This window comes from Streptomyces phaeochromogenes (assembly GCF_001418655.1).
Taxonomy (GTDB): Bacteria; Actinomycetota; Actinomycetes; order Streptomycetales; family Streptomycetaceae; genus Streptomyces; species Streptomyces phaeochromogenes.
The window spans coordinates 1-14,982 of sequence record NZ_LIQZ01000104.1 but is presented as its reverse complement, the minus strand read 5'-3'; the positions used below and the strand labels follow the sequence as shown (position 1 = coordinate 14,982).

The window sequence follows — 14,982 nt, the reverse complement described above, 5'->3', positions numbered from 1 at the left end:
GGGCCCTCGTCGGCGCCGGAATCCCCACCGGTTCCGGCGCCGACGAGGGCCCTGACCCCGGCGAACTGCTCGACGTCCTCCACGACGCCAACCTGCTCATCGACATCGGAGAGGACCGCTACCGCTTCCACGATCTCGTACGGCTGCACGCCATGGGGAAGGCCGCGGAGGACGAGTCCGCGGCGGAGCGGGCGGCGGTGTTCCGTCGTATCGCGGACCACTATCTGGCCACCGCGACGCGGGCCGAGCGGGCCATCGATCCTCGGCATCCCTTACGGGAACGTTCCTACGGGCCCGGCCCGGTGGTCACCGAGGACTTCGGCGACGGCACCAGGGCGGCGCTGGACTGGCTGGAGCGGGAGCTGCCCAACCTGATGGCGGTGATGCGGCGGGCCAGGACGACGGAAGAGCGGGACATCAGCTGGCAGCTCGCCGACGCCCTGGGCCCCTTCTTCCTGCGGCGCAAGCACTACGACGCCTGGCACACCTCGCATGCCGAAGGGCTCGCCGCGGCAAGGGAGTTGGGGGACGGGCCGGCCGAGTGCCGGATGCTCACCTCCGGCGGACAGGGCGAACTGGGCAGGGGAGACACCGCCCGCGCCCTGGAGATGTTCGAGGAGGCGGCCCGGCTCTTCGCGGACGCCGGGGACGAGCTGGGATACGCGCGTACGTCGAACTACCGAGGGCTGGCCCATCAGCGCGCGGGCCAACTGGACGAGGCGGCCGAGCTGTTCGAGTGGGCCGCCGTGGAGCTTCCCCGCTGCGGTGACCTCCGGGCCGGCGGGATCGCCCGGCTCAACGCGGCCGATGTCGAGTTCGCCCGAGGTCGGCTTCCCCGGGCGGCCGAGGGCGTCGCCGAGGCGCGTACGACCTTGCTCGCGGTCGACGACTCCTACAACGCGGCGCGTGCCGCCACCCTGTTGGGCAGGATCTGCCTCGGTGACGGCCGGCCCGACGAGGCCGAGCGCTGGCTCTCCGGGGCGCTGGCCGTGCTGCGCGAGGTCGCGGCCCACTACGAGACGGCCCGTGCGCTGGATGCCCTGGGCGAGGTCGCCGAACTGCGCGGACAGCGCGAACTCGCCCAGGGGCACTACCGGGAGGCGCTCGATCTCTACGTCGGCGTGAACCGGCCGGGACCGGCCGAGGGCGTGCGGGAGCGGCTGCGGAGGCTCGACGAGGGCGGGGCTGCCTCCGCCGACGAGGGCGGGGCCGCCTCCGGCCCAGGAGACCGTGGCCCAGGAGACTGCGGCCCAGGAGACCGCGGCTGAGGGGTTTCTGAGAGAGGCGCCCTCGGTTGGCAAGCGCCGGTTCTGGCAGCCCCTCGCCAAGACGTTCCCGAGTGGGCGATCAACCAGGCGTGCGCCAGTGAGGCCCAGACGGGCCAGGGGTGCAGGGCGGCATGGCGCGCGGTGAGCGTCAGCATGAGAGGCGCGCGGGTGGCGCCGGAGTCGTACGGCCCGAGCCGCAGCCGGCACACGCGAGTCCCGTGGTGCACCGCGACCACCGCGGCGCCCGGGTGGCGGGCGGCCATCGCGTCGGCCGCCGTGCCTCCCGCGTCTCCCGCGTCTCCCGCGTCTCCTCCGCCCGGTGCACCCGGTGTGCTCGGTGCGAGCAGGACGTCCGCCAGCGGCGGCCAGGGGCTCGGGGCGGGGAGCGCGACCCGTAGATGCCGGTCCACGAACGGACGGTCGTGACCCGGCAGCGCCAGCGTGACCTCGACCTCGTGGACCGAGGGTGCCCGCAGCCGCTCGTCGATGGAGGCGACACGGGAAGCCGCGAAGGCAGCCGCACAGGAAGCGATGAAGGGGTCGGCCAAGTCACTCATGAGCCTGTGCTCCCGGCTCGTCGCAGCGCACGACGAACGGCAGCCGTGCCCGCTCCACGGTGAGTGCAGCGGCCGGTGGGCGCAGCCGGAGCCGGCGGTACAGCAGCGCGCGCATCCGGCGGGCGAACCGGCCCGGCTCCGAGCTGAGCCGGCCCGCGATCCGCGTGTACAGCTCCGAGCGGTACGCGGCGGAGCTCTGCCGCAGTTGCCTGCGCAGCGGACGGTCCGTACGGATCCGGGGTGCCAGGGACCGCAGTTCGGCCATCGGCGAGCAGGGGTCCAGTTCCGTGTCCGGGGAGCCGGCCGTCAGGATCCGGGCACCGGTCATCGCGCCGTAGAGCGACACGGAACCGTGGTCGCTCACGATGTAGTCGGCGGCGACGACCGCCCCGCACCACTCCGCGTGCTGGCCGACCAGGCCGACGCCGGACCGGTTCAGCCGGGCGAAGGCGCTGCGGATGTGCCATTCGCTGTGCGCGTTCCAGACGTTGGAGTGCAGCATGACCACGATGCGGAACTCCTCCCGGGGAAGCTCGGCGGCCAGCCGCTCCAGCAGGTCCCACTGCTGTCCGAGGAGCGAGTCCGGTCCCCAGGTGGAGCAGACGAGCACCAGTTCCTGACGCGGCCCGGTGCGCAGGGCCTCCCGGTACAGGGCACGCGAGGGCAGGCTCGCCACCACGCGGTCGTAGCAGGGGTCCCCGACGACCTCCGCGACGGGCAGCGCCTCGGGGCACTCGCGGCCGAGGCGTGCCCGGTCGTCCTCGTGTGCCAGCACGATGGCCGACGGGACGACCACGCCGTCCCTGACCAGCCACTGCCGGCCCAGTCCGTACACCTCGCGCTCCGCCACGGCCCGCCCGCGGCGGTCGCCGGGCGCGGAGACCCGTTTGTTGTACGAGGCGCCGTGCGGGAGCACGATCACCGGGACGTGCAGCTCGTGCAGACCGCCGTAGCTCGCGGCCAGCGCGAGGTCGAACCGGGTGTGCACGGCCTGGCTCCAGGGCACGACCAGCGCCCGGGTGTCCTCAAGGAACGTGTCCACCCCGTGGTTGAAGACATCCGCGGCCGTCGTGAAGACCACTTGGACCCTCGGGTCGCCCTCCAGCAGCCGGACCGCTTCCAGCAGTCGCCGCGCGGAGGTCACCGTGTGCACCACGGCGAGCACCCTCTTGCGTATCCGGAAGGTGGCCCAGCGCTCGACGTCCAGACGCAAGGGCACCGCCAGACGCCGGTCGGCATCCGGCATCGTCATACTCATACGTACTCCCCCGTCACGCCAACTCCCTTGTTGGCTCAGTGAGTTGAAGAGGAGCCACCCGCTCGCGGCAGCGCGGCCCCACCGTCCTTGTCTGCCCCGGGGGCTGGACGCCGGGCTTGCAGAAACCTTGCAGTCTCCGTACGGGAGAGCTTGCGGATCACCCGAGGGGGAGTGCGCGGACTTGGCATGCGCCCCTCACGCGCCTGTGCGCCCCGCTCCGCTCCCTCCGGCGGTTCCGGCAGTGCCCGGACAGTGAGTGGGAGGAAGCGGCTCAACCATCTGGGGGAGATGGTGGACCTCCTTGCGCTGGGGCCTCTCGAACTGTGGCACCAGGGACGTCAGTACCCGCTCGGCTCGCTGAAAGAGAGGTGCGTCCTCGGGATCCTGCTCTACTCCCGGGGAGATCCGGTCTCCGTGGACACGCTCGTCGAGCGGGTCTGGGACGACGACGATCTGCCCGCGGCTCCCGTGGAGGCGCTGCGCACGTATCTCTCGCGGCTGCGCACCAGGCTCCACCGTGCCGTCGGCGACGACGCGCTGGTCGAGCGGGCGGCGCCGCGCCGCTACCGGCTGCGCGTCGAGCACGAGGACGACGTGGACTTCGTACGCCTAGAACAACTGCGAGCGCAGGCCCGTGCGGCGGCCGGGCGGGGTGACACGGAGTACGCCGTCGGTCTGCTGCACGCCGCTCAGGCGCTCTGGCGCGGCGAGCCGTTCGCGGAGTTCACCGGCGCCTGGGCCGCCTCCGCGCGGGCCCGGCTGACCGAGGACCACCGGCGGGTACGGGAGGAACGCATCCGCCTGGAACTGGAGTTGGGCCGCCACGCCGACCTCGTCGGCGAACTCCACGAACTGGTCTCCCTCGACCCGCTCGCCCAACAGGCCGTCGCCGCCCTGATGCTGGCCCTCTACCGCTCGGGGCGCGACGGGGAGGCGCTGGGCCTTTACCGGGAGACCCGCGTCCGACTCGGCAACGAGTTGGGCATCGACCCCGGGGCGGACCTGAGGGACCTACAGCAACGCATCCTCCGACAGGACCCGGCCCTGCGGGAGCCGGGGCCGGAGGCCGGCCCGTCGCGCACGGTGCGGGGCGCGGGCGCTTCCTTACGAGTGACGGGGGCGGCCGGTGAAGGACGCCCACCAGGATCGGCCGAGAGCGCTGCGAACGCGGGCAACACCGCAGGACACGTGGGCAGCAGTCTCCCGCGTGACACCAGGGACTTCACCGGCCGCAGGAGCGAGCTGGACATCCTGCTCTCCGAGCCCGACCCCGAGGAGAACGGGACGGCGCTGCCCCTCACCGTCGTTCACGGCATGCCCGGTGTCGGCAAGTCGGCGCTGATCATCCACGCCGCACACCGCCTGCGGTCGCGCTACCCCGCGGGCCAGTTCTACGTGGATCTGCGCGGCTACAGCGACCAGCCGCCGTACGAACCCGCCGACGCCCTCGCGTTCCTGCTGCACACCGTCGGTGTGGCCGATCCGCTGCCGGCCACGCTCGACGAGAGGATCGCGCGCTGGCGGGAGTGGACCGCACACCACCGGGTGCTCGTCGTCCTCGACAACGCGCGGGACGCCGAGCAGGTGAGGCCGCTGTTGCCCGGTGCGCCGGAGTGCCACGCGATCGTGGCCAGCCGCAACCGGCTCGCCGACCTCGACGGTGCCACCTCCCTTCCGCTGGACGTGCTGTCCGTGTCCGAGGCGGCCTCGCTCTTCGCCCGGATCGCGGGCGCGGCAAGGGTCTCCGACACCTCCGCACTGCGCCGCGTGGTGGAGTTGTGCAGCTGCCATCCGCTCACGGTCCAGCTGCTCGCGAGCCGGTTCCGGCACCGGGACACCTGGGACCTGGAGTACGTGGCCGACCGGCTGGCCCGCGCGGGGGACCGGCTGGACGAGTTCGACGAACGCGTGGCCGCCGCGATGCGGTTGTCGTACGCCGATCTCGACGCACCCGCGCAGCGGCTGTTCCGCCGGCTGGCGTTGCACCCGGGCCCGGACATCACCCTGGAAGCGGCGATCGCGCTGTCCGGGGACGAGCCGGACGCGGTCCGTCGTGCGGTGGACGCCCTTCTGGACCGCCATCTGCTCGACGAGCCGGTCCGGGACCGCTGCCAACTCCATGATCTGGCACGGGCGTTCGGCAGTCGGCTCGGACGCCGGGAGGATCCGGAACCGGCCCGGCGGGAAGCTCTGCGGCGGCTGATGGCGTACTACCTCACGGCCGCCGACCGGGCGGACCGGATCGCCTATCCGCGCCGGCGCCGACGGGCACTCGGGCCCGAGCTGGTGTCGACGGACATCCCCGGGTCCGCTACGGCCTCCGATGTCGACGGGGCGTCGGTCTGGCTCACCGTGGAGCGGGGCAACCTGCTGGCCGTGGCGCGTACGGCCGCCGCCGGGTTCCCGGACTTCGCCGCCCAGTTCCCGCACGTCCTCGCACACTCCCTCGAACTCTGGGGCACGCACGACATCACCGCCGAGTTGCACGGGGCGGCGATTGCCGCGCTGCGCTCCGGCGACGACCGGGCCGCTCTCGCTCAGACGTTGGTGGAGCGGGCGAGCGTGCTGGCTCGGGAGAACCACAGCGTGGCGCTGGCCGCCGCCACCGAGGCGCTCGGCCTCTTCGCGGAACTGCGGGACACCCACGGCCGCGCCGACGCCCTCTTCGAGATCGGCCGCGCCCATCTCGGCGCGGGTCACGGTGAGGCGTGCCTGGGGGAACTCGAACGGGCCCTTGAGCTCTACCTGCTGGTCGGCGACCGGCACGGGGTGGCCGCGACCCTGAATGTGCAGGGCACGGCGTTGGTGCACCGCGCGGAGTACGCGGAGGCGGGCGACCGCTTCGAGACGATGCTCGCCATCCACCGAGACCTGGGCGATCTCCATGGGCAGGCGACCGCCTGGAACAACCTGGGTGACATCCGGCTGGCCGGGGGGCGGCATGAGGAGGCTCGGGGGTTTTACGAGCAGGCTTTGCGGCTGATGCGTCGAGTTGGTGGGAGAAAGGATCTCGCCATCATCGACACCAACCTCGGCGCGGTGTATCACGCCACGGGCCAGTCGGTTCGGGCTCTCGGCTGTTTCCGCCGGGCCCTCGCCAGCCATCGGGCCATCGGTGACGCCATCGGAGAGGTCACGACGCTGATTCGGCTGGGCGAGACCTGTGCGGGGTCGGGGAGGCTGGAGGAGGCTCTTGCGCACTTCGCTGCGGCAGAGGGAGTCGCGAGACGAATCGAGAATTCGTACGAGCGGCAGCGTGCGCTTATCGGAATTGCGGACACGCAGTACGCGATGGGGCGATTGAGTGCCGCGCTGGGCGCCTATCTGCTTGCGCAGGAGATCGCTGACAAATACAGCTATTCCCTGTGCTCGGCGCAGGCCCTGGCGGGAATGTGCCGCACCTGTCTCCGTATGGGGAACATCAAGTCGGCGCGCGCCTATGTAAAGCGCGCGCTGACGATTTACCGAAGGCTCGGGGCGGTGGCCGAGGTGGATGAGCTGCGGCGGCTGTTCGCCGACCGGGAGGCTACCGGGTCCTGAGGGTCCTTGTGGGAAGGGGATCCGGTACTTCTGTACTTACCAGATGCAGTCGGCCGCCGCGGCGGATACCGAGAGGACGTAGAAGAAGACCGTGGTGCCGGTGAGCGTGTAAAACTTACGCACTTCTCTCCCGATGCGTGCAAGGGTTTGAATTAAATCCAACAGTGCGATGGATTCGTGCGGAGCATAGCCCATTTGGGGGACGCTATGGCGATGATGTGCGAGGAACACCGAAACCCCGCCTAAGCATCCGCTTTCCTGTCCTGGGTCAGTGCGCCCAGCCGCCGGTCCAGTGCCATCGAGAGCTCCGCCTCCACCACGTTCTTCGCCAGGGGTCGCAACCGCTGGAGGTCCTCCGGTGTGCGGTCGGCCGGTCCGGTGGTGAGGACGAGGTCGGTGAACAACTCGGCCAGGGCCTCGGTGTGTTCGCGGACGCGGCGGGCCGCGGTGAGGACGTCCGCGAGTGGGATGCCCTCGCGGACCAGGGCCGCCGAGGTGTCCAGGAGGCGGCGGCTGATGTGGACGAGGTCTGTGCCGTCGGTGGCGAGGTAGCCGAGGTCGAGGGCCGCGGCGAGGTTCTCCGGGGTGTCCTGGCCCGCGAAGACGTCCGCCAGTTCCTCCGGCGAGAGGCGGACCGGGGTCTCCTCGGTGGGCGCGCCCATGCCGAGGAGTTCGCCGACGTCGCGGCCGTGGTCGAAGGCCTCGGAGAGTTCCGCGATGCCGTTGAGGGTGTGGCCGCGTTCCAGGAGCGCGGCGATCGTGCGCAGGCGGGCCAGGTGGTCCTCGTCGTACCAGGCGATGCGGCCCTCGCGGCGCGGTGGCGGGATCAGCTTGCGCTCTCGGTAGAAGCGCAGCGTGCGCACGGTGATGCCGGCCTCCCCGGCCAGCTCCTCCATTCGGTACTCCCGCTTGTCCGCCACGCCGGAAGCCTATGTCGTACCGTCGGTAACTTTCCTTCCCCCGGACCCCTACCCATCGGTATGGAGCTGCTCTACGCTCCCATTGCGCCAGTGTTCACTGGCGGAGTCGGCAGCGTCGTACGTGGCAATGTCGTACGCGGCAATGGAGGCGTCGGGATGACCGAGCACGAGCATGTACGGGTGGCGGTGATCGGCTCCGGCTTCGGTGGGCTCGGAGCCGCTGTGCGGTTGCGCCGCGAGGGCGTCACCGACTTCGTCGTCCTGGAGCGGGCCGACAGCGTGGGCGGGACCTGGCGGGACAACAGCTATCCGGGCTGCGCCTGTGACGTGCCGTCCCACCTCTACTCCTTCTCGTTCGCGCCCAATCCCGACTGGCCGCGCACCTTCTCCGGGCAGGAGCACATCCGCGCCTATCTGGAGCACGTCGCCGACGTCTTCCGGCTCCGGTCGCACCTTCGGTTCAACTCCGAGGTGAAGATGATGACTTGGGACGGGGAGCGGCTGCGCTGGGTCATCGAGACCAGTAGTGGGACCCTCACCGCCGATGTCGTCGTGTCCGCGACCGGGCCGCTGTCCGACCCCAAGGTCCCCGACGTTCCCGGCATCGACACCTTTCCCGGCAAGGTCTTCCACTCGGCCCGCTGGGACCACGACTACGACCTGCGCGGCAAGCGGGTCGCGATGATCGGTACGGGCGCCTCGGCCATCCAGATCGTGCCGAGCATCCAGCCGGACGTCGCGAAACTCACCCTCTTCCAGCGCACCCCGCCCTGGGTGATGCCCCGCGTCGACCGGGCCATCAGCGGGGCCGAGCGCTGGCTCCACCGGCAGCTGCCCTTCACCTCGCAGGCCCGGCGCGGACTCCTGTGGGGCCTGCGGGAGTTGCAGGTCCAGGCGTTCACCAAGCGGCCCAACGAGCTGGGAATTGTCGAGCAGTTGGCCAAGCGGAACATGGCCAGGGCCATCAAGGAGCCGCAACTCAGGGCCAAGTTGACCCCGACCTACCGCATCGGCTGCAAGCGCATCCTGCTCTCCAGCACGTACTACCCGGCCCTCGCGCAGCCCAATGTGGACGTGGTCGCGAGCGGGCTCAGCGAGATCCGCGGGTCGACCGTCGTGGCCGCCGACGGGACCGAGGCCGAGGTCGACGCGATCGTCTTCGGCACGGGTTTCCACGTCACCGACATGCCGATCGCCGACCGGGTCGTGGGCGCGGAGGGCAAGACACTCGCCGAGGCTTGGCGGACCGGCATGAAGTCGCTGCGGGGTGCGACGGCGGCAGGCTTCCCCAACTGGATGACGATCATCGGGCCGAACACCGGCCTCGGGAACTCCAGCATGATCCTGATGATCGAGTCCCAGCTCAACTACATGGCCGACTACGTGAAGCAGTTGGAGGTGCTTGGCGGTCCGGCCGCCCTCGACGCGCGGCCCGGCGCTGTCGACGCCTGGAACCATCGCGTCCAGGAGCGTATGAAGCGCACGGTCTGGAACACCGGCGGCTGCACCAGCTGGTACCTCGACGACAACGGCGTCAACACCACCATCTGGCCCGGTACGACCACGGAGTTCCGCGGTGCGACACGGCGCGTGGACCTGGGGGAGTACGACCTGCTGAGGCCGCCGCCCGAGCCGGAGACGGCACCGAAGCGTCGTACGACGAAGAGGGTGGAGGCGGACGCGTGAGCCGGCTGATGCATGTGGCGTCCGGGCCGTACGCGCCGCCCGTTCCCGCGCGTGAGCTGACCGCCGTGTCCGCCGACGGGGCCCGGCTGCACGTCGAGGTGCACGGGGCCGACGGGGCGCCCGCGGTGGTGCTCTCGCACGGGTGGTCGTGCTCGACCGCCTTCTGGGCGGCGCAGATCCGGGACCTCGCCGCCGACCATCGCGTGATCGCGTACGACCAGCGGGGACACGGGCGCAGTCCGGCGAACCCCGTGTGCAGCGCGGACGCGCTCGCCGACGATCTGGAGGCGGTGCTCGCCGCCACGCTCGCGCCGGGCGAGAAGGCCGTTCTGGCCGGGCACTCCATGGGCGGGATGACGCTGATGGCCGCGGCCGGGCGGGACCGGTTCCGGGAGCACGCGGGCGCCGTTCTGCTGTGCAGTACGGGCAGTTCGCGGCTGGTCGCCGAGTCGCTGGTGGTGCCGATGCGGGCCGGGCGGTCGCGGACCTGGCTGACCAGGAAGGTGCTCGGGTCGAAGGCTCCGCTCGGGCCCGTCACGCCGGTCGCCCGGCGGATCCTCAAGTACGCGACGATGGGGCCCGGTTCGGCGCCCGGCATGGTCGAGGCGTGCGCGCGGATCGTGCATGCCTGCCCGAGGAAGGTGCGGTACGCCTGGTCGCACGTGCTCGACACGCTCGATCTCGACCATCGCGTACGGGAGTTGAGCGTGCCGGCCGCGGTCGTCGTCGGCACGGCGGACCGGATGACGCCCGTCGTGCACGCGCGCTCCCTCGTCGCCGCGCTGCCGAACTGCGTCGGTTCCACCGAACTGCCCGGGCTCGGGCACATGACCCCGGTCGAGGCGCCCGCGCTGGTCGCCACCCGGATACGGGAACTCGTCTCCACCTACATAGGCAGTCAACGGATCCAGCAGAAGGAGGGCGCATGAGCAGGGTCAGCCTGGAAGGGCAGGTCGCCGTGGTCACGGGGGCCGCGCGGGGCGTCGGGGAACTCCTCGCCCGCAAGCTCTCCGCCCGCGGTGCCACGGTCGCCCTCGTCGGTCTGGAACCGGACGCGCTGAAGCAGGTCGCCGAGCGGCTGCACGGCGAGAGCGGGCACTGGTACGCCGACGTCACCGACCACGAGGCGATGGCGCGGGTCGCGGCGGAGGTGAAGGAGCGGTTCGGGAAGGTCGACATCGTCGTCGCCAACGCCGGGGTCGCCAACGGGGGGCCGTTCGTCGACTCCGACCCGCAGGCCTGGCGGCGGGTCATCGAGGTGAACCTCATCGGGTCGGCGACGACCGCGCGGGCGTTCCTGCCCGTACTGATGGAGAGCCGCGGGTATCTGCTGCAGATCGCCTCGCTCGCCGCGATCACGCCCGCGCCGATGATGACCGCGTACTGCGCGTCCAAGTCGGGCGTCGAGGCGTACGCGCACAGCCTGCGGGCCGAAGTCGGGTACAAGGGCGTACGCGTGGGGGTCGGGTATCTGTCCTGGACCGACACCGACATGGTGCGCGGGGCCGATCAGGACGACGTCATGCGGGAGTTGAGGCAGCGGTTGCCGTGGCCCGCGAACAAGACGTATCCACTGGGGCCGGCCGTCGACCGGATCGTGGCCGGGATCGAGCGGCGGTCCAGCCATGTGTACGGGCAGTGGTGGCTGCGGGGGATGCAGGGCGTACGCGGGTATCTGCCGGGGATCATCGGGGCGGTGGGGCAGCGGGAGATGCGGCGGTTCGCTCCGCGGGTGGGGCAGGTGTCGAAGGGGCTCGTCGGGGCCGGGGGAGAGGCCGATGAGCAGGCACGGAGCACGCTGGGTAACTGACCGTTACTGATCGAAATGCGCGCTTTGGCGGTCCGTGTGAATCTGGTTGAGCCCCCAATCCCCACCCACTACGGGAGTGAATCTCATGGGCATGAAGGACCAGTTCCAGGACAAGGCCGCGGAGCTTGACGAGCAGGCGCGTCGACGTGCCGAAGCCGGCCGCGACGAGGCGAGCGAGCGTGGGCGGCAGCCGCAGGAGCCGCGTGACCCGCGTGAGCGGGCGACGCGTGAGCGGGCTCCGCGGGAGCGTCAGGAGCCGGGGCGGCAGGTGCCGGATGAGGCGCAGCGGGCTTCGCGCGATGCGCAGGAGCGGTTCGATCAGGACTTCTGATCGAGTGTGCTGAGTGTGGGGTGCCCTTCTTTGGGAGGGCGCCCCACGCTTTTGTGTTTGGCGGGGGTTGGTTGTTGGGTGCGGGTTGGTTGTGGCTGGGTGCGCAGTTCCCCGCGCCCCTAAAAGATCCCCTATGAAGGCGTCCTCGGCGGCAGCTTCGGGCGGGTTTTCGTAGGGGTGTTTTTGTAGGTTGGTGGGGTCGCTGCGGGGTGTAGGGACAGGAGGTCCAGGGCCAGTTGGACTGCGTCGTCGAGTTGGGCGTGGCGGCCTTCTGCCCAGTCGAGGGGGGTGCGGAGGATTTCGAGGTCGGGGGTGACGCCCTGGTTCTCGATGGACCAGCCGTACGCGTCGAACCAGGCGGCGTTCATGGGGACCGTGATGACGGTGCCGTCGCCGAGGAGGTGGCGGCCGGTCATGCCGACGACGCCGCCCCAGGTGCGCTGGCCCACCACCGGGCCCAGCTTCAGCAACTTGAACGCCGCCGTGATCATGTCGCCGTCCGAGGACGTCATTTCGTCGGCCAGGGCCACCACCGGGCCCCGCGGGGCGTTGGACGCGTACGACACCGGCTGGGCGTTGCGGGTGAGGTCCCAGCCCAGGATCGTGCGGGTGAGTTTCTCCACGACCAGCTCGCTGATGTGGCCGCCGGCGTTGCCGCGTACGTCGACGATGAGGGCGGGCCGTGACACCTCCATGCGCAGGTCGCGGTTGAACTGGGCCCAGCCCGAGCCGCCCATGTCCGGGATGTGCAGATAGCCGCAGCGCCCGCCGCTCAACTCCCGTACGACCTCACGGCGTTTGGCGACCCAGTCCTGGTAGCGCAGGGGGCGTTCGTCGACCAGGGGGACCACCGCGACCCGGCGTGAGCGGCCCTCGCCCTCCGCCGGGGTGAACGTCAGCTCGACCGTCGTGCCGCCCGCGCCCGCGAGGAGGGGGAAGGGGCCCGCGACGGGGTTCACCGGGCGGCCGTCCACGTGGGTGAGGACCGCGCCCTCGCGGATCCCCGTACCGGCCAGCGGGGAACGGGCCTTGGAGTCGGAGGAGTCGCCGGGGAGGATGCGCTGGACGAGCCAACCCTCGTCGCGTCGCACGAAGTTGGCGCCCAGCAGGCCCTGCGCCCGCTGGTAGTGCGGCGGGCCCTCGTTGCGGCGGGCGGCGGTGACGTACGCGTGCGAGGTGCCCAGTTCGCCCAGGACCTCGCGGAGCAGGTCGGCGAACTCGTCGGGTGAGGCGACCCGTTCGACCAGCGGGCGGTACTGCTCCAGGATCCCGTCCCAGTCGATGCCGCACATGTCGGGGGCCCAGAAGTAGGCGCGGATGAGCCGGCCCGCCTCGGCGTACGCCTGGCGCCACTCCGCGGCCGGGTCCACCTCATGGAGGATGCGGCGGAGGTCGATCCAGACGGTCGTGTCGCCGTCGCCGGACTCCGTGGAGGGGACCGCGCGCAGGTCGCCCTCGTCCACCACGACCAGCCTGCTGCCGTCGCCGCTCAGCGCGAACCAGTCGAGGTGCTCGACCAGTTCGGACTTCTTCGCCTTGGTGATGTTGAAGTACTCCAGGGTCGGACGCCCGCTCGTGTCGTCCGGGTTCGCGAACGTCTCGCCGAGCGCGCCCGAGATCGGCCAGCGCAGCCAGACCAGGCCGCCGCCCGCGACCGGGTACAGCGCCGAGTACTTGGACGCCGTGACCGGGAAGGGGGTCACCCGGCTCTCCAGGCCCTCGATCTCGACGGTCACCGTGCCGTCGCCGGTCTCGTCCTCGACCGGATCCAGGCCGCCCGCGGCCGGGCGGCCCTCCGGGTTCACCGCGAACGGCGACGGGGTCGCCGAGGACAGGGGGACGAGGTACGGGCGGCAGCCCAGCGGGAAGGAGAGGTCCCCGGTGTGGACGTCGTACACCGGGTCGAAGCCGCGCCAGGAGAGGAAGGCGAGGAAGCGGCCGTCCCGGGTGAAGACCGGGTTCTCGTCCTCGAAGCGGCCGTTGGTGACGTCGACGACCGTGCGCGCGCCCGGCCCCTCGATCCTGGCCATCTTGATCTGGCGCAGGGTGCGGCCGATGCCGGGGTGCGACCAGGTCAGCCAGGCCCCGTCCGGGGAGAAGGCCAGGTCGCGCACCGGCCCGTTGATGGACCGGATGAGCTCGGTGACCTCGCCCGACCCTGTCCCTGTCCCCGACCCCGACCGGGAGGTGCCCCCGGACTCCGACTCCTCCGTCGCGTCGAGCAGCAGCAGCCGCCCGTCGTTGGACGCGATCGCCAGCCGCTCGCCCTTCGGGTCCGAGACGAGTTCCAGGACGCGGCCCAGTTCGCCGGAGGCCAGCCGGCGCGGCTCGCGTTCGCCGCTGGCACGCGGCAGATAGGCGATCTCGACGGCGTCCTCGCCCTCCGCGTCCGTCACGTACGCGACCTGCCCGCCCGAGCCGAGCATCTCGGGGAGCCGGACGCGGACGCCCGGGGTGTCCGCGATCGTGCGCGCCGGGCCGTCGCGGTGCGTGAGCCAGTACAGGCTGCCGCGTACGACGACCGCGCCGGCCCGGCCCGTCTCGTCCACGGAGATCCCGTCGACGTGCTGCGCGGCCGGCACCTGGTACGTACGGCGTCCGGTGCGCGGCCCGCCGAGGCGTACGTCGAGGCGGCGGGGGAGCGATTCGGGGGACAGGTCGTCGACGATCCACAGGTCGCCCGCGCACTGGTAGACCACCCGCGTGCCGTCGCTGGACGCGTGCCGGGCGTAGAAAGTGTCGTGGTCGGTGTGGCGGCGCAGGTCGGAGCCGTCGTGCAGACAGGAGTAGAGGTTGCCGATGCCCTCGTGGTCGGAGAGGAAGGCGATACGGCCGCCGACGAACATCGGCGAGTCCAGGTGTCCGTCGAGATCGGCGAGGATGCGCCGCCCGTGCAGCCAGAGGCGGCCGGTGGCACCGCCGCGGTAGCGCTTCCAGGCGGCGGGCTCGTGCGGGGGCGTGCCCGTGAGCAGCAGGGTCAGGCGCTCGCCCGCGAAGTCCTCGACCGCGATGCGGGAGACCGGGCCCCACGGGAGCTTGCCGCCGGGGCAGCCGTCGACCGGCACGCTGTAGGCCCAGGTGAAGTACGAGAAGGGCTCGCCGTGCGAGGCGACGGCGAGGATGTCGCCGTCGGGGGACCAGCCGCAGACCTGGGTGTCGGCGTTCCCCCAGTAGGTGAGCCGCCGGGCCGGACCGCCGTCCACCGGCGCCAGATGGATCTCCGGCACGAGGTTGCGCCAGGTCGTGTACGCGAGGTGCCGGCCGTCGGGCGAGAAGCGCGGGTGGCACACCTTCGTACGGTCGACGGTCAGCCGCCAGGCGCGGCCGGGAGTGTCGAGGGGGGCCACCCACAGGTCGTCCTCGGCCACGAAGCACAGGCGGTCGCCGCTGATGTGCGGGAAGCGCAGGTAGGCGGCGGAGCCGTGGCCCTCCCCGGTCGCCCCGTTCGCCCGGGTCTCCCCGTGGTCCGCGGCCCTTCCTGCCGGGGGCCCGTCTCCGGTCGCGTTCTCGTACTCGTCGCTCACCCACCCATGCTTTTCCGGTGGGCGGGGCCCGGCAACTCGTGGTCCGGCGGAACGGGCGGGCCGCGGCCCGGGTGAGGGGGCGGTGGGG

10 protein-coding genes are annotated in these 14,982 nt (G+C 71.5%); 6 read left to right on the top strand and 4 right to left on the bottom strand.

Going from position 1 to position 14,982, the window contains the following annotated elements; genetic code table 11:
• On the top strand, nucleotides 1-1,268 hold a 1,268-nt coding region (locus tag AOK17_RS14760; RefSeq protein ID WP_157881327.1), incomplete at its 5' end, for a tetratricopeptide repeat protein.
• Between the two features lie 549 nt (nucleotides 1,269-1,817).
• Here the strand turns inward: AOK17_RS14760 and AOK17_RS14755 are convergent.
• Nucleotides 1,818-3,083 (bottom strand): hypothetical protein, encoded by a 1,266-nt coding sequence (locus AOK17_RS14755; RefSeq protein ID WP_055612902.1) that lies wholly within the window; start codon nucleotides 3,081-3,083, stop codon nucleotides 1,818-1,820.
• Between the two features lie 288 nt (nucleotides 3,084-3,371).
• Here AOK17_RS14755 and AOK17_RS14750 point away from each other — a divergent pair, with 288 nt between their 5' ends.
• Nucleotides 3,372-6,623: an AfsR/SARP family transcriptional regulator gene (locus AOK17_RS14750; RefSeq protein WP_055612901.1), complete on the top strand. Its 3,252-nt coding sequence runs from the start codon at nucleotides 3,372-3,374 to the stop codon at nucleotides 6,621-6,623.
• 36 nt (nucleotides 6,624-6,659) lie between these two features.
• Here AOK17_RS14750 and AOK17_RS50735 read toward each other — a convergent pair whose 3' ends face one another.
• Together AOK17_RS50735 and AOK17_RS14745 are read right to left on the bottom strand one after the other, a co-directional pair.
• A complete protein-coding gene (locus AOK17_RS50735; protein ID WP_157881326.1) occupies nucleotides 6,660-6,818 on the bottom strand; it encodes a hypothetical protein in 159 nt (52 codons plus the stop codon).
• A gap of 47 nt (nucleotides 6,819-6,865) precedes the next feature.
• Nucleotides 6,866-7,519 carry a MerR family transcriptional regulator gene (locus AOK17_RS14745; protein ID WP_055612904.1) on the bottom strand — a complete coding sequence of 218 codons (654 nt, stop codon included), beginning with the start codon at nucleotides 7,517-7,519 and terminating at the stop codon, nucleotides 6,866-6,868.
• A 180-nt stretch (nucleotides 7,520-7,699) separates the two neighbouring features.
• Between AOK17_RS14745 and AOK17_RS14740 the strand changes: the two genes are divergently transcribed.
• The 4 genes from AOK17_RS14740 to AOK17_RS14725 all read left to right on the top strand — a co-directional run bounded on the left by AOK17_RS14740 (nucleotide 7,700) and on the right by AOK17_RS14725 (nucleotide 11,370).
• Entirely contained in the window at nucleotides 7,700-9,229 is a 1,530-nt protein-coding gene (locus AOK17_RS14740; RefSeq protein WP_055612900.1) for a flavin-containing monooxygenase, read from the top strand.
• A complete protein-coding gene (locus AOK17_RS14735; RefSeq protein ID WP_055612899.1) occupies nucleotides 9,226-10,158 on the top strand; it encodes an alpha/beta fold hydrolase in 933 nt (310 codons plus the stop codon). The genes AOK17_RS14740 and AOK17_RS14735 overlap by 4 nt, the downstream gene beginning before the upstream one ends.
• Nucleotides 10,155-11,039 carry an SDR family oxidoreductase gene (locus tag AOK17_RS14730; RefSeq protein WP_055612898.1) on the top strand — a complete coding sequence of 295 codons (885 nt, stop codon included), beginning with the start codon at nucleotides 10,155-10,157 and terminating at the stop codon, nucleotides 11,037-11,039. The genes AOK17_RS14735 and AOK17_RS14730 overlap by 4 nt, the downstream gene beginning before the upstream one ends.
• An 85-nt stretch (nucleotides 11,040-11,124) precedes the next feature.
• Entirely contained in the window at nucleotides 11,125-11,370 is a 246-nt protein-coding gene (locus AOK17_RS14725; RefSeq protein ID WP_055612897.1) for a hypothetical protein, read from the top strand.
• Nucleotides 11,371-11,501: 131 nt separating this feature from the next.
• Here AOK17_RS14725 and AOK17_RS14720 read toward each other — a convergent pair whose 3' ends face one another.
• On the bottom strand, nucleotides 11,502-14,777 hold the full coding sequence (locus tag AOK17_RS14720) for a S41 family peptidase (protein ID WP_055612903.1): 3,276 nt from the start codon (nucleotides 14,775-14,777) through the stop codon (nucleotides 11,502-11,504).
• Nucleotides 14,778-14,982: the final 205 nt, after the last annotated feature.

Bases quoted from the DNA above. Each gene is read 5' to 3' on its own strand.
- AOK17_RS14755 (WP_055612902.1), bottom strand. From the start codon at position 3,083: ATGAGTATGACGATGCCGGATGCCGACCGGCGTCTGGCGGTGCCCTTG.
- AOK17_RS14745 (WP_055612904.1), bottom strand. From the start codon at position 7,519: ATGGAGGAGCTGGCCGGGGAGGCCGGCATCACCGTGCGCACGCTGCGC.
- AOK17_RS50735 (WP_157881326.1), bottom strand. From the start codon at position 6,818: ATGGGCTATGCTCCGCACGAATCCATCGCACTGTTGGATTTAATTCAA.
- AOK17_RS14725 (WP_055612897.1), top strand. From the start codon at position 11,125: ATGGGCATGAAGGACCAGTTCCAGGACAAGGCCGCGGAGCTTGACGAG.
- AOK17_RS14750 (WP_055612901.1), top strand. From the start codon at position 3,372: ATGGTGGACCTCCTTGCGCTGGGGCCTCTCGAACTGTGGCACCAGGGA.
- AOK17_RS14740 (WP_055612900.1), top strand. From the start codon at position 7,700: ATGACCGAGCACGAGCATGTACGGGTGGCGGTGATCGGCTCCGGCTTC.
- AOK17_RS14730 (WP_055612898.1), top strand. From the start codon at position 10,155: ATGAGCAGGGTCAGCCTGGAAGGGCAGGTCGCCGTGGTCACGGGGGCC.